The sequence below is a fragment of the Brooklawnia propionicigenes genome, from assembly GCF_030297015.1.
Classification (GTDB): Bacteria; Actinomycetota; Actinomycetes; order Propionibacteriales; family Propionibacteriaceae; genus Brooklawnia; species Brooklawnia propionicigenes.
The window spans coordinates 194,420-217,237 of sequence record NZ_AP028056.1 but is presented as its reverse complement, the minus strand read 5'-3'; the positions used below and the strand labels follow the sequence as shown (position 1 = coordinate 217,237).

At 64.9% G+C, this 22,818-nt stretch carries 28 protein-coding genes and 4 tRNA genes; 18 read left to right on the top strand and 14 right to left on the bottom strand.

Going from position 1 to position 22,818, the window contains the following annotated elements; genetic code table 11:
• Position 1: 1 nt before the first annotated feature.
• Positions 2-298, bottom strand: coding sequence for a hypothetical protein (locus QUE25_RS01025; protein ID WP_286266726.1), 297 nt, complete (start codon positions 296-298; stop codon positions 2-4).
• A complete protein-coding gene (locus tag QUE25_RS01020) occupies positions 295-711 on the bottom strand; it encodes an HIT family protein (protein ID WP_286266724.1) in 417 nt (138 codons plus the stop codon). The genes QUE25_RS01025 and QUE25_RS01020 overlap by 4 nt, the downstream gene beginning before the upstream one ends.
• A 167-nt stretch (positions 712-878) precedes the next feature.
• Here QUE25_RS01020 and QUE25_RS01015 point away from each other — a divergent pair, with 167 nt between their 5' ends.
• Positions 879-1,247, top strand: a complete 369-nt coding sequence (locus QUE25_RS01015; RefSeq protein ID WP_286266721.1) for a hypothetical protein — start codon at positions 879-881, stop codon at positions 1,245-1,247.
• A gap of 106 nt (positions 1,248-1,353) precedes the next feature.
• Positions 1,354-3,264, top strand: coding sequence for a 1-deoxy-D-xylulose-5-phosphate synthase (gene dxs / locus QUE25_RS01010; RefSeq protein ID WP_286266719.1), 1,911 nt, complete (start codon positions 1,354-1,356; stop codon positions 3,262-3,264).
• Positions 3,265-3,309: 45 nt separating this feature from the next.
• Here dxs and QUE25_RS01005 read toward each other — a convergent pair whose 3' ends face one another.
• The 3 genes from QUE25_RS01005 to msrB are packed head-to-tail and all read right to left on the bottom strand — an operon-like array spanning position 3,310 to position 5,677.
• Positions 3,310-4,572, bottom strand: a complete 1,263-nt coding sequence (locus tag QUE25_RS01005; protein ID WP_286266717.1) for an HRDC domain-containing protein — start codon at positions 4,570-4,572, stop codon at positions 3,310-3,312.
• Positions 4,569-5,165: a DUF3000 domain-containing protein gene (locus QUE25_RS01000; RefSeq protein WP_286266715.1), complete on the bottom strand. Its 597-nt coding sequence runs from the start codon at positions 5,163-5,165 to the stop codon at positions 4,569-4,571. Before QUE25_RS01000 ends, QUE25_RS01005 begins: the two co-directional genes overlap by 4 nt.
• 56 nt (positions 5,166-5,221) lie before the next feature.
• Complete coding sequence (gene msrB / locus QUE25_RS00995) at positions 5,222-5,677, bottom strand: peptide-methionine (R)-S-oxide reductase MsrB (protein WP_286266713.1); 456 nt, start codon at positions 5,675-5,677, stop codon at positions 5,222-5,224.
• Positions 5,678-5,759: 82 nt separating this feature from the next.
• On the opposite strand from msrB, the gene QUE25_RS00990 reads away from it, so the two are divergent.
• From QUE25_RS00990 to QUE25_RS00975, 4 genes are all read left to right on the top strand, one after another.
• Complete coding sequence (locus tag QUE25_RS00990) at positions 5,760-6,806, top strand: DNA polymerase domain-containing protein (protein ID WP_286266711.1); 1,047 nt, start codon at positions 5,760-5,762, stop codon at positions 6,804-6,806.
• A gap of 68 nt (positions 6,807-6,874) precedes the next feature.
• Complete coding sequence (locus QUE25_RS00985; RefSeq protein WP_286266708.1) at positions 6,875-7,777, top strand: tyrosine-type recombinase/integrase; 903 nt, start codon at positions 6,875-6,877, stop codon at positions 7,775-7,777.
• Positions 7,774-8,178 (top strand): hypothetical protein, encoded by a 405-nt coding sequence (locus tag QUE25_RS00980; RefSeq protein WP_286266706.1) that lies wholly within the window; start codon positions 7,774-7,776, stop codon positions 8,176-8,178. Before QUE25_RS00985 ends, QUE25_RS00980 begins: the two co-directional genes overlap by 4 nt.
• 69 nt (positions 8,179-8,247) lie before the next feature.
• Positions 8,248-8,541, top strand: coding sequence for a hypothetical protein (locus QUE25_RS00975; RefSeq protein ID WP_286266704.1), 294 nt, complete (start codon positions 8,248-8,250; stop codon positions 8,539-8,541).
• 89 nt (positions 8,542-8,630) lie between these two features.
• Here the strand turns inward: QUE25_RS00975 and QUE25_RS00970 are convergent, their stop codons facing one another.
• On the bottom strand, positions 8,631-8,909 hold the full coding sequence (locus tag QUE25_RS00970) for a hypothetical protein (protein ID WP_286266702.1): 279 nt from the start codon (positions 8,907-8,909) through the stop codon (positions 8,631-8,633).
• Positions 8,910-8,941: 32 nt separating this feature from the next.
• Between QUE25_RS00970 and QUE25_RS00965 the strand changes: the two genes are divergently transcribed.
• Together QUE25_RS00965 and QUE25_RS00960 are read left to right on the top strand one after the other, a co-directional pair.
• Positions 8,942-10,435 carry a DUF3631 domain-containing protein gene (locus tag QUE25_RS00965; RefSeq protein WP_286266700.1) on the top strand — a complete coding sequence of 498 codons (1,494 nt, stop codon included), beginning with the start codon at positions 8,942-8,944 and terminating at the stop codon, positions 10,433-10,435.
• Positions 10,432-10,710 carry a WhiB family transcriptional regulator gene (locus QUE25_RS00960; RefSeq protein WP_286266699.1) on the top strand — a complete coding sequence of 93 codons (279 nt, stop codon included), beginning with the start codon at positions 10,432-10,434 and terminating at the stop codon, positions 10,708-10,710. Before QUE25_RS00965 ends, QUE25_RS00960 begins: the two co-directional genes overlap by 4 nt.
• Positions 10,711-10,827: 117 nt before the next feature.
• Here QUE25_RS00960 and QUE25_RS00955 read toward each other — a convergent pair whose 3' ends face one another.
• Positions 10,828-11,964 carry an ISAs1 family transposase gene (locus tag QUE25_RS00955; protein WP_286264634.1) on the bottom strand — a complete coding sequence of 379 codons (1,137 nt, stop codon included), beginning with the start codon at positions 11,962-11,964 and terminating at the stop codon, positions 10,828-10,830.
• A 376-nt stretch (positions 11,965-12,340) separates the two neighbouring features.
• Here QUE25_RS00955 and QUE25_RS00950 point away from each other — a divergent pair, with 376 nt between their 5' ends.
• The 6 genes from QUE25_RS00950 (at position 12,341) to QUE25_RS00925 (ending at position 15,307) form a co-directional block, all read left to right on the top strand.
• Positions 12,341-12,781, top strand: coding sequence for a hypothetical protein (locus QUE25_RS00950; RefSeq protein WP_286266697.1), 441 nt, complete (start codon positions 12,341-12,343; stop codon positions 12,779-12,781).
• A gap of 13 nt (positions 12,782-12,794) precedes the next feature.
• The gene (locus QUE25_RS00945; protein WP_286266695.1) at positions 12,795-13,010 is read left to right on the top strand and encodes a hypothetical protein; all 216 of its coding nucleotides are present in this window, start codon (positions 12,795-12,797) and stop codon (positions 13,008-13,010) included.
• Positions 13,003-13,452, top strand: coding sequence for a hypothetical protein (locus tag QUE25_RS00940; RefSeq protein ID WP_286266693.1), 450 nt, complete (start codon positions 13,003-13,005; stop codon positions 13,450-13,452). Before QUE25_RS00945 ends, QUE25_RS00940 begins: the two co-directional genes overlap by 8 nt.
• A gap of 181 nt (positions 13,453-13,633) precedes the next feature.
• Positions 13,634-14,470 carry a phage major capsid protein gene (locus QUE25_RS00935; protein ID WP_286266691.1) on the top strand — a complete coding sequence of 279 codons (837 nt, stop codon included), beginning with the start codon at positions 13,634-13,636 and terminating at the stop codon, positions 14,468-14,470.
• Positions 14,471-14,732: 262 nt separating this feature from the next.
• Positions 14,733-14,984: a hypothetical protein gene (locus QUE25_RS00930; RefSeq protein ID WP_286266689.1), complete on the top strand. Its 252-nt coding sequence runs from the start codon at positions 14,733-14,735 to the stop codon at positions 14,982-14,984.
• Positions 14,985-15,145: 161 nt separating this feature from the next.
• Positions 15,146-15,307: a hypothetical protein gene (locus QUE25_RS00925; RefSeq protein WP_286266687.1), complete on the top strand. Its 162-nt coding sequence runs from the start codon at positions 15,146-15,148 to the stop codon at positions 15,305-15,307.
• Between the two features lie 97 nt (positions 15,308-15,404).
• Here the strand turns inward: QUE25_RS00925 and QUE25_RS00920 are convergent, their stop codons facing one another.
• The 5 genes from QUE25_RS00920 to QUE25_RS00900 form a co-directional block, all read right to left on the bottom strand.
• Positions 15,405-15,617 (bottom strand): hypothetical protein, encoded by a 213-nt coding sequence (locus tag QUE25_RS00920; RefSeq protein WP_286266684.1) that lies wholly within the window; start codon positions 15,615-15,617, stop codon positions 15,405-15,407.
• Complete coding sequence (locus QUE25_RS00915) at positions 15,617-16,030, bottom strand: hypothetical protein (RefSeq protein ID WP_286266683.1); 414 nt, start codon at positions 16,028-16,030, stop codon at positions 15,617-15,619. Before QUE25_RS00915 ends, QUE25_RS00920 begins: the two co-directional genes overlap by 1 nt.
• Positions 16,031-16,032: 2 nt before the next feature.
• Positions 16,033-16,473, bottom strand: coding sequence for a hypothetical protein (locus QUE25_RS00910; RefSeq protein ID WP_286266680.1), 441 nt, complete (start codon positions 16,471-16,473; stop codon positions 16,033-16,035).
• 270 nt (positions 16,474-16,743) lie between these two features.
• Positions 16,744-17,544 (bottom strand): sirohydrochlorin chelatase, encoded by an 801-nt coding sequence (locus QUE25_RS00905; RefSeq protein WP_286266678.1) that lies wholly within the window; start codon positions 17,542-17,544, stop codon positions 16,744-16,746.
• A 470-nt stretch (positions 17,545-18,014) separates the two neighbouring features.
• Positions 18,015-18,086, bottom strand: a tRNA-Val gene (locus QUE25_RS00900).
• A 277-nt stretch (positions 18,087-18,363) separates the two neighbouring features.
• Here QUE25_RS00900 and QUE25_RS00895 point away from each other — a divergent pair.
• The 3 genes from QUE25_RS00895 to QUE25_RS00885 all read left to right on the top strand — a co-directional run bounded on the left by QUE25_RS00895 (position 18,364) and on the right by QUE25_RS00885 (position 18,653).
• Positions 18,364-18,436: transfer RNA gene (locus QUE25_RS00895), tRNA-Gly, on the top strand.
• A gap of 51 nt (positions 18,437-18,487) precedes the next feature.
• Positions 18,488-18,558 (top strand) — tRNA-Cys (locus QUE25_RS00890).
• 20 nt (positions 18,559-18,578) lie between these two features.
• Positions 18,579-18,653: transfer RNA gene (locus QUE25_RS00885), tRNA-Val, on the top strand.
• A 129-nt stretch (positions 18,654-18,782) separates the two neighbouring features.
• On the opposite strand, the gene QUE25_RS00880 is transcribed toward QUE25_RS00885, so the two are convergent.
• Positions 18,783-19,898, bottom strand: coding sequence for a helix-turn-helix transcriptional regulator (locus QUE25_RS00880; RefSeq protein WP_286266676.1), 1,116 nt, complete (start codon positions 19,896-19,898; stop codon positions 18,783-18,785).
• Positions 19,899-20,054: 156 nt separating this feature from the next.
• Between QUE25_RS00880 and QUE25_RS00875 the strand changes: the two genes are divergently transcribed.
• Positions 20,055-21,428 carry an FAD-binding oxidoreductase gene (locus QUE25_RS00875; RefSeq protein WP_286266674.1) on the top strand — a complete coding sequence of 458 codons (1,374 nt, stop codon included), beginning with the start codon at positions 20,055-20,057 and terminating at the stop codon, positions 21,426-21,428.
• An 8-nt stretch (positions 21,429-21,436) separates the two neighbouring features.
• On the opposite strand, the gene QUE25_RS00870 is transcribed toward QUE25_RS00875, so the two are convergent.
• The gene (locus tag QUE25_RS00870; RefSeq protein WP_286266672.1) at positions 21,437-22,654 is read right to left on the bottom strand and encodes an amidohydrolase; all 1,218 of its coding nucleotides are present in this window, start codon (positions 22,652-22,654) and stop codon (positions 21,437-21,439) included.
• Positions 22,655-22,818 lie beyond the last annotated feature (164 nt).

The window sequence follows — 22,818 nt, the reverse complement described above, 5'->3', positions numbered from 1 at the left end:
GTCAGTCGTTGACAACAGGATCTGCGGTCGGGGACATCTGGGTGATGTCGTCGGCCGCAGATCTGTGTTCGTCCTCCACCGCCTCTTCGGGTGCCGTCCGGAACGGGTTCCCGATCGTCGTGGAGGTCTCGGTGGCGTTTCCCGTCTGATCACGCAAGACCATGAATCCGGAATCCAGATCGAGCTTGCCGGGACCCGAGCCGCCTTGTTTCGAATCGACGTACAGCGACTTCTCGGCGCGCTTCACCTCGTCCCAATGGCGGGCGCCGGGCATGAAGATGTTGGCGAGTTCACTCAAGGCTTTGCTCCTGCCAGTTCGGCGCGTAGTTGCTCGGCCACAGCATGCAGCTGGTCGGCTGATGGCCTGCTGCGCGGCCAGAAGAATCCCTTCAGTCCGTCGCCCTTGCTACGTGGCACGACGTGCAAGTGGAAATGCGGGACCGACTGGCTGATGACGTTGTTGGCGGCGATGAAGGTGCCCTGAGCGCCCAGTGCCGCCTTCTGGGCGAGTGCGATGGTGCGGGCAGCAGCGAGGATCTCGGTGTAGTAGTCCTCGGGAAGTTCGTACAGGGTTTCATAGTGTTCGACCGGGCAGACCAGCGTGTGTCCCGCGAACAGCGGCCGGGCATCCAGAAAGGCGATCAAACGCTCGGTGCGCCAGATGACCTCCGCGGGCAGTTGCCCCGCGATGATCTGGTCGAAGACGTCCATGCCCCCATTCTGCGCTCCACAGCGAACTCTTACGAAAATCGCAGCTCGAGTTATCGCCACGCCTGGGTGTTTCGCCTGTGGTGCTGGTTTTCGTCATAGGTGCAGTGCATACTTGAACCAATCGAACAAATGTTCGAGATCGGCTTTCCGAGTATGAGGAGGACGAGATGACCACCATCGCCCATCGACTCGCCGACGAGCTGTCCGTCCAGAACTTCGTTCCGCGGGGTTGGCCGGAGACCGTCCTGCCTCCGGGCGTCCCAGATTGGGAGCAGTCGGCAGCAGACTGGTTACTGGGCTGCTGCCCGCCCGACTATCGGGGCTATGCAGTGCTGCGTCGTCACCCGAGCGTCTTGGCCCGGTTCGCCGGCGATTTCATCGAGGGACGAATTCGGGCGAACCGCGAGATGCGTTTGGACGACCAACCGAGCCTGCTGGACGACGAGGCCGAAGAGCTGCACCTGCTGGCGACGCGCCGCGCGATCGCACTGGTCGAGGAGGCCCTGCGAGGCAAGATCTTCCTTCGCACTGCCTGACGGATCGCCAGGCCCGCACCGGGTCAGGACGACGATCCTGCGGTCAACCGAGGAAATGGCCGTGAGGCGTAGTGGACAACCTGTGCGGTGCCGGTATCGTCGAACCATGTCCTTGTTGGAGTCGATTCATCAGCCCAGCGACCTGCGCGCGTTGCAGCGTCCACAGCTGGATGAGCTGGCAGCCGAGATCAGGCAGTTCCTGATCTCGAACGTGAGCCGCACCGGCGGTCACCTGGGTCCCAACCTGGGGGTTGTCGAGCTGACCTTGGCGTTGCATCTCACTTTCGATTCGCCGCACGATCCGATCATCTTCGACACGGGGCACCAAAGCTATGTGCACAAAATGCTGACCGGACGCGGTGGGGAGTTCGCAAGCCTGCGGCAGAAGGACGGCTTGTCGGGCTACCCCTGCGTGGCGGAGTCCGAGCATGACTGGGTTGAGAACTCGCATGCGTCCACGGCGCTGAGCTGGGCGGAGGGTCTGGCACACGGCTTCCAGCTGCGCGGCGAAACCGATCGCACGGTGGTGGCTGTCATCGGTGACGGAGCACTGACCGGCGGCATGGCCTGGGAGGCGCTGAACAACATCGCGATCGCCGACGATCTCCCGCTGGTGATCGTGGTCAACGACAACGGACGCTCCTATGCCCCGACGGTGGGCGGGCTGTCACGACAACTGGGGGCGATCCGCACCGATCCCCGCTACGAGCAAACGCTGGAGACGATCAAGACCCAGATGCGGCGGGCGCGTTTCGGACGCACCGCCTATGACGTGCTGCACGGCATGAAATCGGGTCTCAAGGACATCCTGGCTCCGCAGGAGATGTTCAGCGACCTGGGCCTGAAGTACCTCGGACCGATCGACGGCCATGACCTCGACGCCTTGACCGAGGCTCTCGAGCTGGCCAAGGGCTTCGGGGGGCCGGTCATCGTGCACGCCATCACCAAGAAGGGCCATGGTTTCCGGGCCGCCGAACTCAACAAGGCCGATCACTTTCACACGGTCGGACGCATCGACGCCACGACCGGAGAGCCCCTCAGCGCAGCCGTGCAGGCCACCTGGACCGATGCCTTTGCGCAGCAGATGATGGAGATCGCGGACGACCATCCCGATGTGGTGGCGCTCACCGCGGCGATGCTGCATCCGGTGGGGTTGACCCGGTTCGCGGCGGCCTACCCGGAGCGGACCTTCGATGTCGGCATCGCCGAACAGCACGCGATGACGATGGCTGCCGGCTTGGCGCGCGCGGGTCTGCACCCGGTCTTCGCCGTGTACTCGACATTCCTCAACCGGGCCTTCGATCAACTGCTGCTAGACGTGGGTCTGCACAAGCTCGGAGTGACTGTCGTGCTGGACCGGGCGGGAATCACCGGACCCGACGGTGCCAGCCACAACGGCATCTGGGATGTCTCCCTCGCTGGCATAGTGCCCGGTCTGATGCTGGCCAGTCCTCGTGATCAGCCACGGCTGGCCGAAGTTCTCACGCAAGCTGTCGAGACCAGTGATGCCCCCACGCTGATTCGCTACAGCAAGGAGAAGCTGCCGGACCCGATGCCCGCGGTCGTCCGGCGCGACGGTCTCGACGTGCTGTCGGCCGACGAGGACGCCGACGTGTTGCTGGTGGCTTGGGGCGCGATGTGCGCCCGGGCATTGAAGGTGGCCGACCTGCTCCGGGCGCAGGGCATCACCGTGAGCGTGGTTGATCCGGTGTGGGGACTGCCGATCAGCCCCGCGCTGGTCGAGATGACCCGGCACCACCGGCTGATCGTCACCATCGAGGACAACCTGATCGTCGGAGGTTTGGGATCGCACCTCGAGCTGGAGATGGACGCTGCCGGGATCGAGGTGCCCACCCGCCAGTTCGGCGTCCCGCAGCGGTACCTGCAGCCGGCGACCCGCAACGAGATCTTCGCCGAGATCGGGCTGACACCGCAGGCGATCGCCCGCGAGGTGACGGAGACGATGACCGCCTTCATCGAAGCCCCCACGGTGGACGCCGAGAGGTTTCGCCAGTGACCCATGGCGAACCGGCGGCGGAGGTGGGGTCAGAAGCGACCGGAGTCAGCTGAGCCGCTCCACCACCAGCGGAGCGATCAGGTCCTGCTGCCAGCGGCGGGCGTCGCGGGCAGCGAGCTGATCGGAGACCGACTCGACGCTCAGTGGCAGCTCGATCTCCCACAGAAGATGCTTGAGCGCATCGGGGGAGATGAGATTCTCCACCGGCAGATTGAGCTCCTCGGCACGCTTCACGACCACCGGACGCACAGCCTCCCAGCGCCGCCAGGCCTGCGGATTGACGCGCTCCCAGTTGCGTGGAGCGGGAATCCCATTGGTTGCGGTGCGCACCGGCGGCAGCTCGCTCGTGGGCAGGTTCGCTACCCGATCGAGCGCAGCGAGCCATTCGGCCTGATAGGCACGAGCTTGGCGGCGCTTGAACCCATCGATGGAACGCAGCTCCTGCACCGTGGGGACGCCGGGGTGGCTGCGGGTGATCAGTGCGGCCAGTTCACTGATGGCCTTGTCAGGCAGGATCTTCGAGGGTGTCTTGTCGTTCTGGTGGGCGATGTCATCGCGAACCGTCCACAGTTCGCGAACCACGGCCTGGCCGCGTGGCGTACGGACGAGATGCGAACCCGACGTGCGGCGCCACCGGTCGGGGTGCTCGGCGGCCGGATGCACTGCCCATCGGCACAGCCACTCGAACTCTTGAGCGGCCCATTCCTGCTTGTCGGTTGCGGCCAACTCGGCGCTCAACTGTTCGCGCAACTCGTGCAGGAGCTCGACGTCGAGTGCGGCGTAAGCCAGCCAGTCATCGGGAATAGGCCGTCGTGACCAATCGGCGGCGGAATGCTCCTTGAGAAGCCGGACGCCGCAGTACCTGCCGACCAGCGCGGCCAGACCCACCTTTGGCAGTCCGAGCAGGCGTGCGGCCAGTTCGGTGTCGAAGAGCTGCACCGGGCGCAACCCCAGCTGCACCAGATTGGGCAGGTCCTGGGTGGCCGCGTGGATGATCCACTCCTGGTCGCCGATCAGCTGCTGCAAGGCTGCCAGCTGCGCGACCTCGGCCTCATCGGTCTGGAATGCAGTCGGATCGATCAATATGATGCCCGAACCGGGACGCTTGAGCTGCAGCAGGTAGGCCTTGGACGAGTACCGGAAGCTCTGCGCGCGTTCAACATCGATGGCGATTGGACCATGACCGGCCCGCAGGGCTTCGAGTGCCGCGCTCCGGCTTGGCGAATCGTCGACCACTGAGGGAACTCCGCTGGCGGGCTCGGCCAGCACCGGCAGTTCGGCCAGATCGAGTTCGGGAGGTTCGCTCATTGTTGTTCCAGCCGGGTGGTGAGTTGAATGATGCCGTCGGCCAATGGAGGTAGACCGGCGGTGGTGCACAGCAGTGACTGCCAGGCCGCCAGGTGAGGCACGATGTCGGGCAGTTCACCCAGCTCGGGAGTCCACGACGCGCGGATCTCGATCTCCGCACGGTCGGCCTCGCCGGCGAGTTCGCCGAAACTGCGGCTGGACACCGCCGTCACGGTTCCGGAGGCGTCGTGATAGCTGGCGTTGTTCGCTTCCAGCGCCTCGGTCAGCCAGGTCCAGCCGACCTCGGCGAGCAGAGGGTCGGTGACCATCTCCAGATCGACATCAGCGCGGGCGTAGCTGACGCACCGGTAGTTGCCGTTCCAGGCCTGGTTGCCGTTCGGATCGTGGAGAACGATCAGGCGTCCGGTGCCGACCTCGTCGTCCGCGGTGGTCAGCACGCTTGCCTCGACGGCATAGGCGTGTGGCGCGATGCGCTGGGGTGCCGGAATCTGCTCGACCTGCACCCGGGGATGCCAACCGAATGCCTCGATGGCGTCGGTGATGCGGCCGAAGGATGAGTCCCCGCTCATCAGTGTCCGGACCTCATTCTTCACAGTCCCGACAATAGGCGGCAGTACAGCTGTGCTCCGGCAGACGCGCCGTCAAGGCGCTAGGCACCAGTCCGCGCACCCGGTTCGGGATCATCGGCGGGCTCGAAAGTCAGGCTGATCGAGTTGATGCAGTAGCGCAGATCGGTGGGAGTGTCGTAGCCCTCGCCCTCGAAGACATGTCCCAGATGCGAATCGCAGTTGGCGCAGCGCACCTCGACCCGCGGCCGCCCGGGCATCGAGCGGTCCTCGATATAGCGGACGCGGTCCTCAGCGAGGGGAGAGAAGAAGCTCGGCCAGCCGCAGTGCGAACCGAATTTGGTGGTCGAGCGGAAGAGTTCAGCGCCGCAGGCTCGGCAGCGGTAAGTACCCTCGGCTTCAAGATTGGTGTATTCGCCGATGAACGGCGCCTCGGTGCCGGCCTCGCGCAGGACGTGGAACTCCTTGGGATTCAGCTTGACCCGCCATTGGTCATCGGTAAGCCTGAAGACGCCATCTCCTGGCAGTGAACGGTTCACGGTCGGCTCCTCTCGGGCAGTCTCCAGCGTAACCAGCTGCTTCAATCCTCAACCGTGCCCCGGCACCTCATAGGCTGGATCCATGGCGACACCTGCGATGCAGCTGGACGTACAGGGGATCGAGGTGCGGTTATCCAGCCCCGACAAGATCTACTTCGAGGACCTGGGTATCAGCAAGCTCGATCTGGCGAACTACGCGATGAGTGTGGGGGACGGGTTCCTTGCGGGGCTGCGACGGCGTCCGACCACGCTCGAACGCTGGCCCGGTGGAGTCCGCGAGGGCATGAAGCTGACCACCCGTGCTGATGGCAAGGGCGATGCCTTCTACCAGAAGCGGGCTCCCGAGAAGCGTCCCGACTGGGTGGATGTGGCCGAGATCACGTTTCCGTCGGGTCGTACCGCAACCGCGATCACCCCATCGAATCTGGCCACCATCGTCTGGGCGGTGAACCTTGGCACGTTGCGCTTCCATCCGTGGCCTGTGACTGCCCCCAGGGTCGACCTGGTCGACCAGTTGCGGATAGACCTGGATCCGCAACCGGGCACCGATTTCGGGGACGCCGTCGGAGCCGCGCTCGAGTTGCGCCAGGTGATGGGTGAATTGGGATTGGAGAGCTACCCGAAGACGAGCGGCGGACGCGGGGTTCACGTCTTCTGCATGATCGAGCCCGTGCCCTTCGTGGTCGCGCGGCATGCCGTGATAGCGATCGGTCGCGAACTCGCTCACCGGATGCCGGAGAAGGTCACGGTGGAGTGGTGGAAGGAGCTACGCGGTCAGCGCATCTTCGTCGACTTCAACCAGATGGCGCGTGACCGGTTGATGGCCAGTCCGTATTCGGTGCGTCCGGTGCCCCAGGCCAGGGTGTCGGCGCCGCTGACCTGGGACGAACTGCCGGATGTGCGCCCGGACGATTTCACCGTGGTCACCATGCCGCAGCGTTACCGCGAGCATGGCGACGTCTGGGCCCCGCTGTACGCGTCCAAACCCCAAAGCATCGATCCGGCGCTTCGGCTCTACGAACTGGGGCTGGAACAGGGCCTGACGGACATGCCCTATCCGCCCGAATACCCGAAGATGCCGGGCGAACCGCCGCGGGTGCAGCCGAGCAGGCAACGCAAGATTGACTAGGCAATTTAGTTATTGATAGGCGCATGTGGCGAGTAGCACAACGCTTACTCACCTGATAACCTAGCATCATGGCTGCCCGATTGGAAGACTTGCGCAAGAGTTTCGACCGCGCGTTGCGCGCCGCCGACAAGTCACCGCAGACCGTCCGCCTGTACGACCAGGCAGTCATCTTCTTCGGCCGATGGCTTGCCGAGCAGGGCAGACCGGAGACGCTGGACGAACTCACTCGCCCCGCCATCCGTGAATGGCTGGCAAGTCTGCGCGACGCGGGACTATCCGCAAACACCCGCAAGATGCGCTACCGCGGCCTACACCGATTTTGTCAATGGCTCGCCGACGAGGACGAGCTCGCCACGAACCCCATGGCGAAACTGGAGGCTCCCGCGGTGACCGACGAGCCCGCCGTCCCCATCGTCTCGGATGCCGATCTGACCAAGCTGCTGAGCACATGCCGAGGGAAATCGTTCGCAGACCGTCGCGATCAGGCGATCTTCCGCGTCCTGCTCGACACCGGCATTCGGGTGGGGGAGTTGGCCGGGATGACGACCGACCCGAGTCGACTCGACCTCGACACCGCCATCGCGCTGGTGACCGGAAAGACGGGAACGCGGTTCGTCTACTTCGGCGATCGCACGGTCCAAGCAGTCGACCGGTACCTACGCGTCCGGTCCGATCACCGCTGGGCACACCTGCCGAAGCTGTGGTTGGGGGAGCGGGGCGGGCTCACAGAGGACGGAATCAGGGCCCGGTTCGAGGTCCGCTGCGATGAGGCCGGCTTGCCGCGAATTCACCCGCATCAGCTTCGGCATACGTGGGCGAACGACTTCCTCGCCAACGGCGGCCAAGAGCGCGACGCCATGCGGTTGGCGGGCTGGAAGTCGGACGCGATGCTAGGCCGATATGGTTCCGTCGCGGCCGACGAGCGCGCGAAGGCTGCTGCTCAACGACTCCGCAGGGGCGATCGAATATGAGCGAGGCGGTGTTGCGGGCGTTCTGCCCGATCTGTGGTGGGTTCGTCGGCGCGGTTGAACGCGAGGATGATGGTGCTCTGTTGTGGCGCGCGACGGTGTGGACTACATCCGAGTATGAACTTGCGGTCAATGGACGGCGCGTTCACCGAAGAGTGGACTTCCCACCGAACTACTTGGGCCGCCCCGGTGTCGACTACTACCCGGACGATGAGGTGTTCGCCACCTGCCGCGAAGAGCACAAGATGGTCGCCGACCTGAACGAGCTCTATCTGCAGGTGCAGGCGGGCAAGAAGAAGACTACGCTGCCCCTGCTCTATCACGGCGAAGATCCCGTAGCTGCCGCCGTGCAGAAACTTGGCGAACAGCGTAAAGATGAGGTAGCATTTCCCACGGAAAGCTGAATACGAGCCTGGCGCCAGCGCGGAATCAAGTTACCTAATTGGGCAGAGGTACGTGTCAAGGGGACACGTATGTCTACACCCGATTCCGAGCGTCGGCTGCTCGCCTCGATCGCCGCCAATGAGTCTTGGGCGCAAACCACCGACCGCACTGCCCGCACCGCGAAGGCGCGCGCCGCCCTCCAAGCCAAGTTCCTTGCCCAGGCCGATGGTGACCCCATCCGCGCCGAGCATCTCCGCCGCGCCTACTATCAGCGGTTGGCACTGAAGTCTGCACAGTCGCGTCGTAAAGCCCGCGAAGCCATTGCGGACGCCAAGGCCGCTGAGTCCGAGCTCGCTGCACTCGGCGGTGATGACGCGGCATGATCGCAAAAAAGGAGAACCGCCCCAGGGAGGAGAACCCTGGGACGGCCACCACGCACTCAATCCGCGAATCCAGCATATCAGGTCCTAGCCTATTCAGCCCGCAAGCCCAGGTGCGCCGCGCCCTGGCCGGCCTCGACCTCGGCGCCCATCGCGATGACCTGGTTGCCGACGCGATCAGCAGCGTCTTGCCAGCCCAGTGGGAGCAGCGCGGCCGGATCTTCGAGGACTGCCGGCCACGACCCGGCGACTATCTCGGCACCGATCCGACCGCTGCCCAGCGCATCGACCGCCGGTGTGCGGTGAGCGCTGCTCAATGCAGATTGCACGCCGCAGTCTTGCGCGGTGACGACATCCTCGACCCCGAGCACGCCGCCGATCTTGCCCTGATCGGGGCGATCGTATGAGTGAGTGGCTCAAGACTCCTGCGCTGGACGATGCGGTGGTCTGGCTGAAGAGGTACGTGATCACCACCGCCGTCGAGGACATCTGGGTGATGGCGCTATGGGCTCAGCACACATGGCTGCTCGGCTACGTGCCGGTGACGCCTCGGCTGCTGATCGACAGCATCATGCCGGGCAGTGGCAAGACCACCGCGTTGGAGCACCTGCAGCGGATCTGTCTGGACCCTGCGCAGATGTCCCAGGTCACCAGCTCTGCGCTGCTGGTCCGGCTGGTCGCCGAGCGGCCCAGGACGTTGCTGCTCGATGAGGTCGACCGATCGTTGGACCCGAAGAAGGAGACGACTTCGGATCTGCTGTCGATCTTGAACTCCGGGTACAAGCGCGGCGCGACCCGTCCGGTGCTGACCCCGACCAAGGGCGGTGACTGGATCCCGAAAGAGATGGCCACCTACTGCGCGGTCGCGATGGCCGGGAACAGCCCGCGCATCCCCGACGACACCAGATCGCGGGCGCTGCGGATCTTCCTGCTGCCCGATGTCAACGATCAGGCCGAAGAGACCGACTGGCTCGATGAGGACTTCGAGCTGCAGGCGCTGACGGTAGGCGACGGTCTACGCCAGTGGGCCGAAACCCATGCCGGGCAGGTCAAAGAAGCGCGTCCAACGTTCCCCGACGGCTGCAAGGGTCGGCTGAAGGAACGTTGGGTTGCCTTCGTGCGGGTCGCCGCAGTGGTGGGTGGTCCCTGGCCGCAACGAGTATCTGCGCTGATCGAGCGCGACATGGAAGAAGAAAGGCGAGACCGGGAGGACGGCATGCGCAGCATTCCACCAACCATGCAGGCGATTCTGGACGTGGCCGAGATCGTGAAAGATCGCCAGTTCGTGCCGACCAGCGAGATCGTGGCCAAGATGATCGCGGATCGGCCCGACCAGTGGAGCAAGGAATCGCCCTATGGCCGAGATCTCACTGCTCACCGCCTCGCCAAGATGCTCGTTGGTGCCGGCGTCCGCCCCAGGCAGGAACCGGACGGTGAGAGGCGCCGTGGCTACGCCGAGGTAGATATTGCGGCCGTCGCCAGCAGGTTGCACACGAACAGTGTGAACGGCTCGAACGATACGAACGATTCGAACGGCAGGTATCCGAACAGTTCGGAGGGGTCTCAATCAAACCGTTCCAACCGTTCCACACGTTCCGATCGTTCCGACGAACCCGACCATCCGGGCGAAGGCGCGGATCACAGTCGGGCCAGCCACGATGTCCATCTCTCAGAAAGTGGCCCAATTGGCCCAACTGGGTATGACAAGCCAATACAGCGTGGCCCAACTGGGGAACAATCACAGTCGGGCCACGCTCAAACAGACAGCCGCACGACTGGCCCAATTGGCGAGGCGACCGACCCGTGCCCGGACTGTGGCATGTCCCTGACCCTCAGGGCTGGCACCCAGAAGTGCACCTGGCGCCACAAGCTCGCCCAGAAGGGCGGCCTGTCGTGAAGATCAATCCTCAACTGCCCATGCTCGACTCTCCAGCCCATCTGGCGCTCACCGCCGCCCTGGCCACCGCGGCCGACCACGGCCAGTTCATCGCCTGCGCATCCTGGGGCGACGAGAACAACCCATGGCTGAGTGATTCCGCCGACGATCGCGACTGGGCAGCCGACCGCTGCCGACACTGCCCAGTGCAGAGCGAGTGCGCTGATGCCGGTGCTTCCGAATCCTTCGGAGTCTGGGGCGCTATTGATCAAGCCACTCGAAGGGGTCAGAAGTGAGCGCCGAGACGAGGCGGCTGATAGATGCCTGCTGGGAGGTATACCGGCTCGAGAACTACGAGAAACAGGGCATGCTGCTCGACTACCCCCGGCCCAGGGCCCCGGAAAGGTCTTGTTTCAGCTTGTGAGGGCGCATGTGATGGCTCTTTCGGGGTTGCGGGCGTGGTGGCGTAGGGCGGTGGCGATGTTGTCCCAGCCGGTGAGTCGCAGGATCGAGATCGCGGTGTTGCGCAGGCTGGCCATGACATGGGCGGCGTGGCCGGTGCGGACGTGGGAGCGGTCTTCGTCGTAGGTGACGTCGCGGACCCAGTGCAGGGCGTTCTCGATCGACCAGTGCCCTTGGACCCAGGCGGCCAGGGTCGCCGGTGGCGCGTCGTGATGGTCGGCGGAGGTGATCAGGTACACCACCTCGACGGTCTTCTTCCCGTTCTTGGTGACTGTGCGGCGTAGCTGGGCGACCTGGGCCGCGCCGGTGAACTCCGGCCAGCCGGGCAGGGTGGGCGTCTCAATGACCTTGATGGTTCGCGTGGCGCGCCTGCCGTGGCCGTGCTGGGTCGAGGTCGATCCGACGGGCACCTTGTTCCAGGGCAGCGCTTTGAGCGCTGCCAGCAGGGTGGGGCGGTTGGCCTTGACGGTGAACACATAGTCCGCGCCGGCAGCGATGATGGCCTTGGCGGTGTCGTCTTGGGTGTGCATCGCATCGGCTGTGATCACGCATCCGGCCAAGTCAGCCGGGTCAAAGCCGGCGAGCAGATCCCGCACCGCAGGGATCTCATTGCTCTTCGCCTCGACCGCGTGCTGGCCGAGCACGACGCCTGTGGCGTGGTCGAGTGCGGCAATCAGATGCGGTGCGCTGCCCGCTTTGGAGCGTGCACCCCGCACCGTCTTGCCGTCGATCGCGACAACCCGACGGCCTGCGATGTGGCGGACCCGGCACCAGGCGAACACCGCCAGCGCAGCATCCAGAGCGGCCGCGTCGATCCGGGCGAACAGTTTGCGCAGTGTGGACTCCACCGGCGCGCGTTCCAAGTCGAGCCGGTCCAGGTGCCCAGCGTCGAGATCCAGCGCCCAGTCCCCGATCGCTGCGAACGAGCGCGCTCCGGCGAGCACCGCACACACTGCGACGGCGAGCATCCCGGCCAGCGGGTAGCGGACCCCGCGTGGGTCTCGGGGATCGGGAACATGGTTCAAGGCGGTCATCAGGTCACCGGCGCGTTCGATCCTGCTCGCGCCGACTGTCGGGGAAGATGGCATCGGCGGGTGTGGTCCTGGGTCGGGGAAGGTTGTATGGCAACTCCCATCCCAGCCCCACAGGCCACACCCGTCCCACACGCCACGCCGGTCACACCCCCACGTTCTCCCAAGTCACAGGCCCATCAACCGACCTTTCCGGGGCCCTGACCCCCGGCCGCTGGCGTTCGAGGTCGAAGCCGAAGTAGACGGCCGATGGGGCATCGATCTCTGGTGGCTGGAGGACTACCCGTTTAGTTTTCCGATCACCCTCTACCGCGGTACGCACATTGACGCTGCTCGGCACTCGTTCTGGACAACCAGCCTCCCGTACGCCCGAGCATACGCAGGCAATTTCACGTTTTTTGTGCCCGAAAACCTGCAGCTGAAGACGCCTGGCATGACCTACATGAAATGCCTGGCTCACCTGATGGGCGTGTCGAACAGCCGGGCAATGGGTTGGTTTCACGCGAGGGATGAGATCCGTGGATTTCAGCAGAAGCTCGCTGGCACGGGAGGCGTGTTTCGTACCACGATGGACGCCGAAACCGTCACGCGCGCGGGCCTCCAGCTGTTCGTTCGAGCACAGAACCCGCAAAGCGAGAAGTACAGGTCTATGCCCGGATTGTCGCTACTAGATCGGGTGTGCGCAGAATCCTACGTTGACGAGTTCGCGTTCATCCGGCCAGACGCTCTGAACCCGATCGAGGCTATCGAGCTGTGGGATGACCGCGGGCGCCTGACGCCCGTCGACCGCAGAACCAAGCTGTACAAGTCGGCCGCGAAGACCCTCGCAACCCCAACCAAGACCACCGCGACATCACCGGCGCGGGACAAATAAAAAGGAGAAGACAATGTGCACCACCGATATCTCGATGACGATCTGGCATCTGACGAACAACCTGCAAAGGCTGTCCGGCCGGCTGTGCGAATTCAACGACGCCGAATTGTCGGCGATCCACCACAGCCTCCAGCAGCTCGATCACGGCGTCAACGAGCTCGCCAACATCGGCGCCCGGCGGATTGTCGCCGACGTGGAAGCCAAGTCCAAGGAGACCGCTCATGAGTGAACAACCCGCCGAAACCCCAGCGGTCGCCACCACTCCAGACGACGGTGGCCAGCTCGCGAAAGCCCGTAAGGAAGCCGCCGGATACCGTGAACGGCTCCGCGCCGCCGAAGCCGAGCGTGACCAGATCGTCCAAGAACGCGACCAGATTGCGGGCAGACTCGCAGGATTCCAACGCGCCCAGATCGACCAACTGGCGGTCGAGGCACGGCTGAAACCAGCCGCACTGTGGGCCACCGGGGTCACCCTCGCCGACCTGCTCACCGATGACGGAACCGTCGACACGACAGCCGTCACCCAGGCCATCGACGAAACCCGAACCACCTTCGGGATCACCCAGGGTGCCCAAGCCACCAACCCGACCGGTGTGGCCGGGAACAACGGGACACCCATCCGCGGCGAAGACACGGAAACCAGCTGGTCGGCCGCACTGAAACACCGCTGACAAGCGGACTGTCCGGGCCCGGTGCTACACTAGAACCGCTAGTGGAAGCCGGGCCCGGTTGCCCGCCCACCAAGCAGTGGAGACCCCCGGAGGGCCACTCGACAGGACGCCAGGCGCGGCCGTCTAACCCATCAATCCCCTCACCGCGCTGACCCGCGCACAATCCACTGGAGTTCAAACAATGTTGACCACCGACGCCAATACCGCCTTCCTGCCCGAGCAGATCGGCGACCTCATCGTCAAACCCACCCTCGCCACGTCCGTCGCCGCCCAAGCCGCCCACGTCGTCAACACCGGTGATGTCGCCGCCTACAGGGTGCCGATCGTCGCCGCCGATCCGTCCGCGGCCTGGACGGCCGAAGGCGAGCAGATCACCACCTCCGCCCCCGTGCTCGATGAGATCGCCTCCCCCTTCTACAAGCTCGCCGGACTGACCTCCCTCTCCCGGGAGCTCGCCGACGACACCACCCCCGAGGCTGCCGAACTGGTAGGAGAGGGCCTAGCCCGGGACATCGCCCGCCAGCTGGACGCCGCCTTCTTCGGCACCCGAGGGGCCAGCACGATCCAGCCGGCCGGCCTCAAGGATCTGACCGGTGTCGGCACGATCAGCGCAGGCTCAGCCTGGAAGGACACCGACCCCTTCGTGTCTGCCATCTTCGCCGCCGCGAACATTGGCGCCACGATCACCGCGTTCGTCGCGAACCCGGCCGACGCCGAGCTCATGGCGAAAGTGAAGAAGGCTGCTGGCTCAAACGAACCGCTGCTCGGGAACGACCCGACCCAGCCGACGCGCCGCCAGATCGCCGGCGTTCCACTGCTGACGTCGCCCGCAGTTGACGCAGGAACCGTGTGGTCGATCCCGCAAGACCGCGTCATCCTCGCAGTCCGCGAAGGCACCACGCTCGAAGTCGACCGCTCCGTCTACTTCGGCTCCGACCGGATCGCCGTCCGCGCCATCATGCGCGTGACGTTCCTCTTCCCACACCCGTCCGCGATCCAGAAGATCGAACTGGCCTGACCACTTCGACCCCAACTCGACCGAGGGGGGACCCCTCCACCCGGGTCCAAGCCCTACCGTAAAGGTGCTGGCGCTCCGGCTGCGTACAGGTCTGGGGGATCGCTCCCGGACATGGGGCTCAGGCGGGTGAGGCTCGATCCTGCGGTGGTTATGGCTGCTGGCCGGCGTTCAGATCGGCATTGGTCAGCAGCCCGCTAGGCTTCCGCAGCACCACAGAGTTTCGTGACATTCAAGCAAGTCAGACAGCAAAGGAGTTCCTACCATGACGACACCAGATTCGTTCGAACGGCAGGTCCGTCGCCGAGCCGAGGCGATCGGTCTGAAGCTGAAGAAGTCCCGCAAGAACATCAGGCGGCCGTGGTCGTTCACACTGGCCGAGAGTTGGCCATCGAAACCCGCGAAGCGCCTTTGGTGCGGAAAAGTGATCTGGTCTCAACTCTTCGCCACTCTGGAGGACGCGTCCGATCGACTGACCGAGTTCGAAGCCGAGGTCGAGGCCGAGGCTGGCGCCTAAGACTGGTGGCCTGGCGACTGACCCGCGTACCCGTGATTGCGCGGCGCCGGCCACCTTGGCGGGAATGGGTGAACCCGCCAGGGGGACTGCCCCTACACCGTTTCGGCTCCTTCCCGGTGTAGGGGCAGTCCCTCAACCCTTATTGAGTTCAGGAGGAAACCATGACCCAGCTGCGCACGGTCAATGTGCCGTACCTCGGCGAAGACGGCCGCCTGTCCGAGCAGCACACGCCAGCGGTCGTTGAGCAGCGCCTTGCCGCCCTCGAATCCGCCGTGGCCGACCTTGCTGCCCGCGTCGCCGCGCTGGAATCCCCGGCCGGCTGAGGCCCCCGGTTTCTCGTGAAACGGGGGCTATTGGCAGATCTGCCAATTAGGCACCCGCGACGATCCAGGGCACTGGTCCCTGGACCATCGTGGATGTCTAGGACAATTCGGCTAGTTCCAGCCACACCCGGGCCGCGAGAGCCCCGTCCATGCCCTGGTCTTGGAGTGCTTGCATGGCCTGATCGATACCCAGCGGCGAGCCCTTCACCAGCTGCGCCAGGCCCTTGAGGTTGACGTACTCGACCGGCTCACTGTCGGTGACGAACACGTCCCAGTTCTCCGGGTCGACAATGCGAAACAAGTCGCTCATCACGCCACCTCAGCCCGCTGGGCCGCCGCCCACTTGTCGGCCAGGTCCCGCACCTTGTTACGGATCGTCATCTCCGGCCTCTCTTCGGCCGCGAACCGCCATTCAGCCTCATCAAGTACGCGCCAGGTCGACCGCGAGAAGTTGACGCTGATGTAATCGCCCGGCAGCTGCTCGGCCACCACAACCGCAAGGAACACCCCCACGGCCTTCTGCCGCTGATCAGAGTGGAAGTGGACGATGATCCGAGGACGGCCGTCCTCGACGGCGGCACGGTACGCCTTGTAGGGATACGTCTGAACAGTGAACCCTGCCAGCTCGAGCGTCTCACTCACCACGCACTTCATGTAGTAATCCGGCGTCGAGTTCACATCCATCAGGACCTCGACAGCGGCCTGCTTCTTATCGGCTGCCACGATCATCGCCGCCCATCGAGCAGGTCAGCGGCCTGCATCAGCGCCTCCGCGACCTGGCGTGCTGTGGCCGCGGTCACCGGGCCGAGACGATCCGGGGTCGTGATCGACACCTCGCTGAACTGCCCGGTCGTCGGGTCTTCGACCGCGTCCAGGTCGACGGTGGCCGGCCCGACCGTGACGTGATGCGCGTGCTGAATGCACTCGTCTTGCAGCTCCTCGCTGTCGGGAATCGTATTGGCGTGCTCGGAGCACCACGCCGGGCACGACGGGCCGCGCCGAGTCACAAACAAGGTGCTGTAGTGCCACACCCAGTGCCCGAACCAGTGCGCCTGCACGTACTGAACGACTTCAGCGCCATGATGCTCACCGATGAGCCGGCACTGCCAGAGCTTCCCGGCGTTCCGGGTTTCCCAATCGGTGATGCGCGTCGCCCACGACGACACGGGGACAGGCGGCTGGTGTGTCTCAACAGCTTGAGTTGCGATTACGGAGTTCATGGTGATTGGCCCCATTCTGGGCGAATACTCGCCCGGTATCTTGGGCCACAGCGCTTCTCGGTGTGCCGCTGAGTTACCTAGTCGGCACAACGTTGCGCGGGTAGATATCCCGAAGATGCCGGGCGAACCGCCGCGGGTGCAGCCGAGCAGGCAGAAGCGGGAAGACAGCGAGTACTCGTCACCGCCCACCGAGGGATCCGGCTGATCCCGGAGCGGTCAGAGGGCCTGGCTGGCCGAGGCTTCGAGGTCGGCCTCGTCGGTCTGCGAAATGGTCACGTCGTCCAGCAGTTCCATCGCGGCGAATGAGTAGCGAGCCATCGCCAACTCGCCGAGCAGGGGATCGGCGCCCAGCGGAGCACTGACAGCGAGCGCGCCCGAGGCGAGCGCGAGTTCGGCCTGCTGCCGGTACAACTCGGTGGGGGAGATGAACAACGAGCCGACCGCGATGTTACGTCGCCCGATGTGGCGCAGGCTGGCGATCGCGGCAGCCACATCCGGGCCTGAGCCGTCACTGTGCGCCACCAGGACCGGTAGCTTGTGGTGGGTTGCCCACTGACGAGCACGACGTGCGATCAGGCCGGCACCACGGGTGTCGCCCCAGGTGGGAGTGAGCAGTACCAGTCCGTCGAGCTCGGTGGCGTGCACCGTCGAGAGCGCATTGCGCAGCCGCAGGTCGAGCACATTGAGCAGCTCGATGGCCGGGCCGATAGGCCTTGCCATGGCAGATTTCACGTCTGGGCGGTGGTGCCGGACGGCGGTCAGTACACCGGCCATCGTGTCGGTCGGACCGCACACCCGGGACAGATCGAGCGGGACGAGAACGACCTCGTCGACCCCCCGGTTCGCGAGAGCCCCGATCACCTGCGGGCCCGTTGGGGGGCAGCTGTCGGCGAACGCGAGGTGGATGGAAATGGTTGGCCGCTGTGATTGCAGCTCGTGGCGCAGGGTGTGATACACCTGTTCGACGCGAGAATCTGTCGTGCCCTGCGCAAGGAGAACTAACGCCGGAGCGCTCATCAGCTACCTGCCCTTCCTCATCATCTGCTGAAGGCCCGGCGCCCTTGCCGCGTCACGTAGCTACAAGATGCGACGTGAGACATCCTCAAGGCAAATTGAGTCTCATTATTTGAGACGGCATGGCAATAAAAACTGCCGGGGTTGCCACTGACTCATCGATTGAGGGTGTGGGTCTGGGCAGAAGATCTTTCGGTTTCCGGCCTTCCTGTGGGATGTCCATCACCCACTCGCCGCCAGTGAGTCTGCTCGCGTCGCGGCAGCAGAAGTGAACCGCTTTGCGGTGCGTGGACTGCACGGCAAGGAGCTATGCCGGCGATCAGGCGGCGCGTACTCACCGGCACACGATGGAGATGTCGGTAGGCCAGCAGATGCGGCGCCGCTAGAACCCATCTTGCATGAAGGCTGCACGGGAAAAGGTTTCGGCCGCTCGATCTGGGTTTATCACCTAGTCAAACGGCCTTTAAATAGGGTGGGCGATACTGGGTTCGAACCAGTGACCTCTTCGGTGTGAACGAAGCGCGCTACCACTGCGCCAATCGCCCCTGCGGACGCCTACCTTATCTCAACCGCGGCGGGTACGCCAATTCGCGGGTCCCGCAATTCTCGGCCTGGAGGGCGAGCCAATCGCCGCTCATGGGTCGCGGCGGGTCTCGCGTGTGCGGAAATGGTAGCTGCTGGTTGGCGTCGTCCCCGCCAGCAGACCGACCGCCAAAAGGCGTGCGGCTACTTGTTTTGCATCGCACGGGGGAGTGGGCTATGGTTTTCCATGCGCCTGAACGAGGCAGAGACAGTCTCGAGACGATGCGAGAAACAGAATATGCGGACGTGGCTCAGTTGGTAGAGCATCACCTTGCCAAGGTGAGGGTCGCGGGTTCGAATCCCGTCGTCCGCTCGGAGAGGGTCTCACGGAAGGCCACGGCTCTCACGGGACCGGCTCTCGCGTGGTGGGTTGGCCGAGAGGCGAGGCAACGGACTGCAAATCCGTGTACACCGGTTCAAATCCGGTACCCACCTCGAGTAGGACAACTCCATATGGGCGGTTGGCGCAGTGGTAGCGCGCTTCCTTGACACGGAAGAGGTCACTGGTTCAAACCCAGTATCGCCCACCAGTAGTGATGAACCGCTCTGACCAGGTTGTTTGCCGGTCGGAGCGGTTCTCTGCTTTCGGGGACCAGCCACCTGGGACAGCGTCGATCAGGCGCGTCGGCCCCGCCAAGCGGACCCAGCGGCCCGGCCCATCAGGCACGGATATCGAGGCCGGACTCGAGCCGGGGCAGATGATGATCGAAGTAGACCCGGGCGACCAATTCACGCCGGCTCGTCACACCGCTCTTGTCAAAAATGGACTTCAGGTGATCTTGCACCGTGTATGCGGAGACGTGCAGCGCATCCGCCATCTGCTTCGTGTCCGCCCCGCGCAGCACCAACGCCATCACCTCGGATTCACGGCTAGTGAGTGCGAAGGCACCCGCGACGATATCCGCGATTTCTTGGGGACGTGCTTCGTCGATCGTCACGATCACCTCGCCGGCCCGGTCTGCGTCCCCGCTCAGCAGAGCGGCATGCAGGACCACCCAGACGCCGTCGATCGTCCGCATTCGGATGCGGGGTTGCTGGTCAGTTTCACCCCGGGCCTGGCGCCGTGCCCCACTGACCAGCGCCTGCACCATGTGCAGGGGGTCGGCCCATCCGGGCAGGGCCGCCATCCGCTCATACAGCTGTCGTGCCCGTTCGCTGCTTTGCACGATCCGGTCGTTCGCGTCGACGATGACCACTGCCGGCCCCATGTCGACCGGTTGCGTCCGCGGGCTCGGCTGGGCAAGCAGACCGGTGCGGATGCCGCGGGTGAACGCCGGCGCCACCGATGCCAAGAAGTCGAGTTCGTCGTGCGAGAAGGCCCGGTCGTCGCTGCCACGGAAGATCGCGAGGCAACCCCACGCTCCCGCTCGATCGGTGAAGACAACCCGCGCCTCGTCGTAAAACCCGAAATAGGGGATAAGCAGCTGCGCCATCCGGACGGACCGCTCGACCAGGCCTTCGGTCTCCTGACTCACGCCGATCGCGGTCCGCCCGGACAACAGCAGCGCCTGCATCGCCGTCGGGTCGTCCTCGCCATACTCGATGCGGGCCCACGCGACGTCCGCATCGTTTCTGCCGCTCAACGCCTCCAGTTTCACCGTTCCCGAGACCATGGCGGTCTGGGGATCAAGGGTGGACACGCAGCCCGCAACGAAGGGCACGACCGATCCCAGCGATGCGGACGCCTCCGTCATGAACGCGTGCAACGGCAATCCGGCGCGCGAAACCACATCGATATCGCTGCGCGCACGACCCAGTGCCCTGATCGAGGCCATATCTCAGTGTGCGTCCGAAGCGGGCCGTTATCCCATCCCAGGAATCTGGGATCTGCAAAAACCCCTGCTGACTGGGATGTTGTCCGCGGAGCCGGCACCGCACAGTTGAGTCAAACAGTGCTGGTCCAGCACTTGACGAGACAAGGAGAACACCTCATGACCGTGCAGGACACGACAGTCGACAGCCGGGCCGACGACCTTCGCCACGCGCTGGGAGACCGCATCATCCTGGCCGCTGATCCGGGCTACGACGCAGCCCGCATGCCCTGGAACCTCGCCGCCGATCAGCGTCCCTATGCCGTGGCGCGGCCGGTCACCGCCGAAGACGTCGTCGACGTCGTCCGCGCGGCTGCCGCTGCCGGCTTGCGCATCGCTCCGCAGTCCACCGGGCACGCGGCCTCCGCATTGGCCGAGACCGATCTGTCGGATACCGTCCTGGTCGTCCTGGCGGGTCTGCGCGGTGTGACGGTCGACCCGGTCGGCCGTACAGCGCGGGTGCTGGGAGGTTCCGTCTGGAACGACGTGATCGCCGCGACGGCACCGTACGGACTGACGGCACTGCACGGGAGTGCCGGAAACGTCTCGGTCGCCGGCTACGCGCTGAGGGGCGGCGTGTCGTTCTACGCACGCGCCCATGGCTTGGCGGTCGGTGCCGTCCGGGAAGTGCAGCTGGTCACCGCCGACGGGGCATTGCTGCGGGCGAGCGCTGATGAGCATCCGGATCTCTTCTGGGCTCTGCGCGGTGGATCAGGAGCATTCGGCATCGTCGTCTCGCTGGTCATCGACCTGCTGCCATACGCGGATGTCTTCGCCGGATTCATGATCTGGGACGCCTCCCACGCCGCCGAGGTTACTCGGGCGTGGGCGCAGTGGACGAAGACGGTTCCGAACAGCGTGACGACGACACTGCGGGTGCTGCATATTCCGCCGCTCCCCGAACTACCACCCTTCCTGAGCGGACGATCGGTGGTGACCGTCGACGGCGCGATCTTGGAGACCGACGCCGAGGCGGCAGCGTTGTTGGGGCCACTGCGTGCTCTCCAACCCGAAGTGGACATGTTCGCGCGCATTCCCGCGGCGGGCTTGCTCGAGGTGCACATGGATCCACCCGACCCGACACCGGCGGCTTCGGCCCATTCGGTGCTTGCCGAGCTGCCGGACGAAGCCGTCGATGCCTTCCTCGCGGTCGCCGGAGATCAGGGGTTGTTCGTGGCCGAGCTTCGTCACCTCGGCGGTGAGCTGACGCGGCGCCCGCACAATGCGGGCGCGGTGGGCTCGCTGCAGGGCGAATACCTGCTGCACACGATCGCCATGGTCATGGACCCGGCAGCAGTGATCGCGACCCGGCAGTTGGTGCACGGGCATCTCAGGGCGCTCGACCAATGGCGAGCCGACGCGCTGGCTCTCACCTTCGTGGATGGTGGCGTGAACGACTATTCGCCCGGCTACGGCGAGGCTCTGGAGGGTCTGCGTGTCATCAAACACCAGTACGACCCCACCGGTGTATTTGCTTCCGGCCTGCCCATCTGATGGGGCGCTCAGGATTCCAGACTGACCTGAGTGGCGCCGGCGGGCCGCGCGGCCTTCAGATCCTGATAATGCTTGCGCAGCGCAGGGTTCAGCGCGACGTCCAGGACTGTTGCCGCCAGGCCCTGCGCACCGTCCAGCATCGCTTGGTCGGCGGCAGCCGTGATCGCTGCGGTCGCGAACTCCGCGGTGTGGGGGATAGCAGTCTCACCCAGAAATGCGATCGTCGGATGAATGGCCGGCAGCACCTGGGTCACGTTGCCCATGTCGGTGGATGCGCCACCGCCAGCACCCGTGTGGTCCACGGTGCGGCCGCCCGCGATGAGGTTGTCGTCCCAGAGCTTGGCCAGCTGCGGATCGGGATCGACGGGAGCATAGGCGTACTCGGTCCTTCGGTACTCCCAGGAGCAACCCGTCGCGATCGCTGCACCTTCGAAGCAGGCCAGCACCCGCTTCTTCACGTCCCGCCAGATGGCGATCTCGAAGGCTCGCACCTCAACCTGGACCACCGCCTGCTCGCTGATGATGTTAGTGGCGGTGCCGCCTTGCGAAATGATCGCGTTCATGCTGACGCCCTGCATCATGTGCTGGCGCAGGAATCCGATCGCATTCAGGGCAAGAGTGGCGGCTGACAGGGCGTTGATGCCGGCCCAGGGCGCACTCGCTGCGTGCGCGCCCTTGCCGGTGAAGATGATGTCGAACCGGTCCACGGCGGTGTAGAGCTCGAGGGATGCCGAGATGTCCGTGCCGCTCATCCCGTGCACCATCAGCGAGAAGTCGGCGTCTTCCCAGGCGCCTTCTCGCAGCAGCTCGATCTTGCCGCCGCCGTGTTCTTCGGCGGGAGTGCCGAGCAACTTGATGCGCAACCCCGCGTCCGCGGCCAATGGCGCCAAAGCCAGTGCCGCCCCCAAGCCTGCTGCCGCGATCACATTGTGGCCGCAGCCGTGACCGATGCCCGGCAGCGCGTCGTACTCGCAGCAGATCACCACGGTGAGATCGCCGTCGCCGTACAGCGCCTCGATGGCGGTTGGCATGCCATAGGCGCCGACCTCGACCTCGAAACCGGCGTCGTCGAGGACGAATGCGATGCGTTCGGCTGCCCGGAACTCCTCCCCGGACAACTCCGGGTCCGCGTGAATCGCGTGATTCAAGGCGAGCAGATCGTCGGTGCGGCGCTCCAATTCCGCCTTGATACTCTGCTTCGCTACTGCGAGATCCAACCTGGCCACCCCGGGTCCCTTCAACGATGATTGTGCCGCGCGCCTCACGTTAGTGGCGGATCAGCGTCGCAGGTAGTCAGTCCATACTCCGACGACAGCAGATGAGATCCCCACGAGCCGGACGAGGCAGGCCCCGGCTCGTAGCACCAGGCTTCCTGGTTGCACGGACGTAG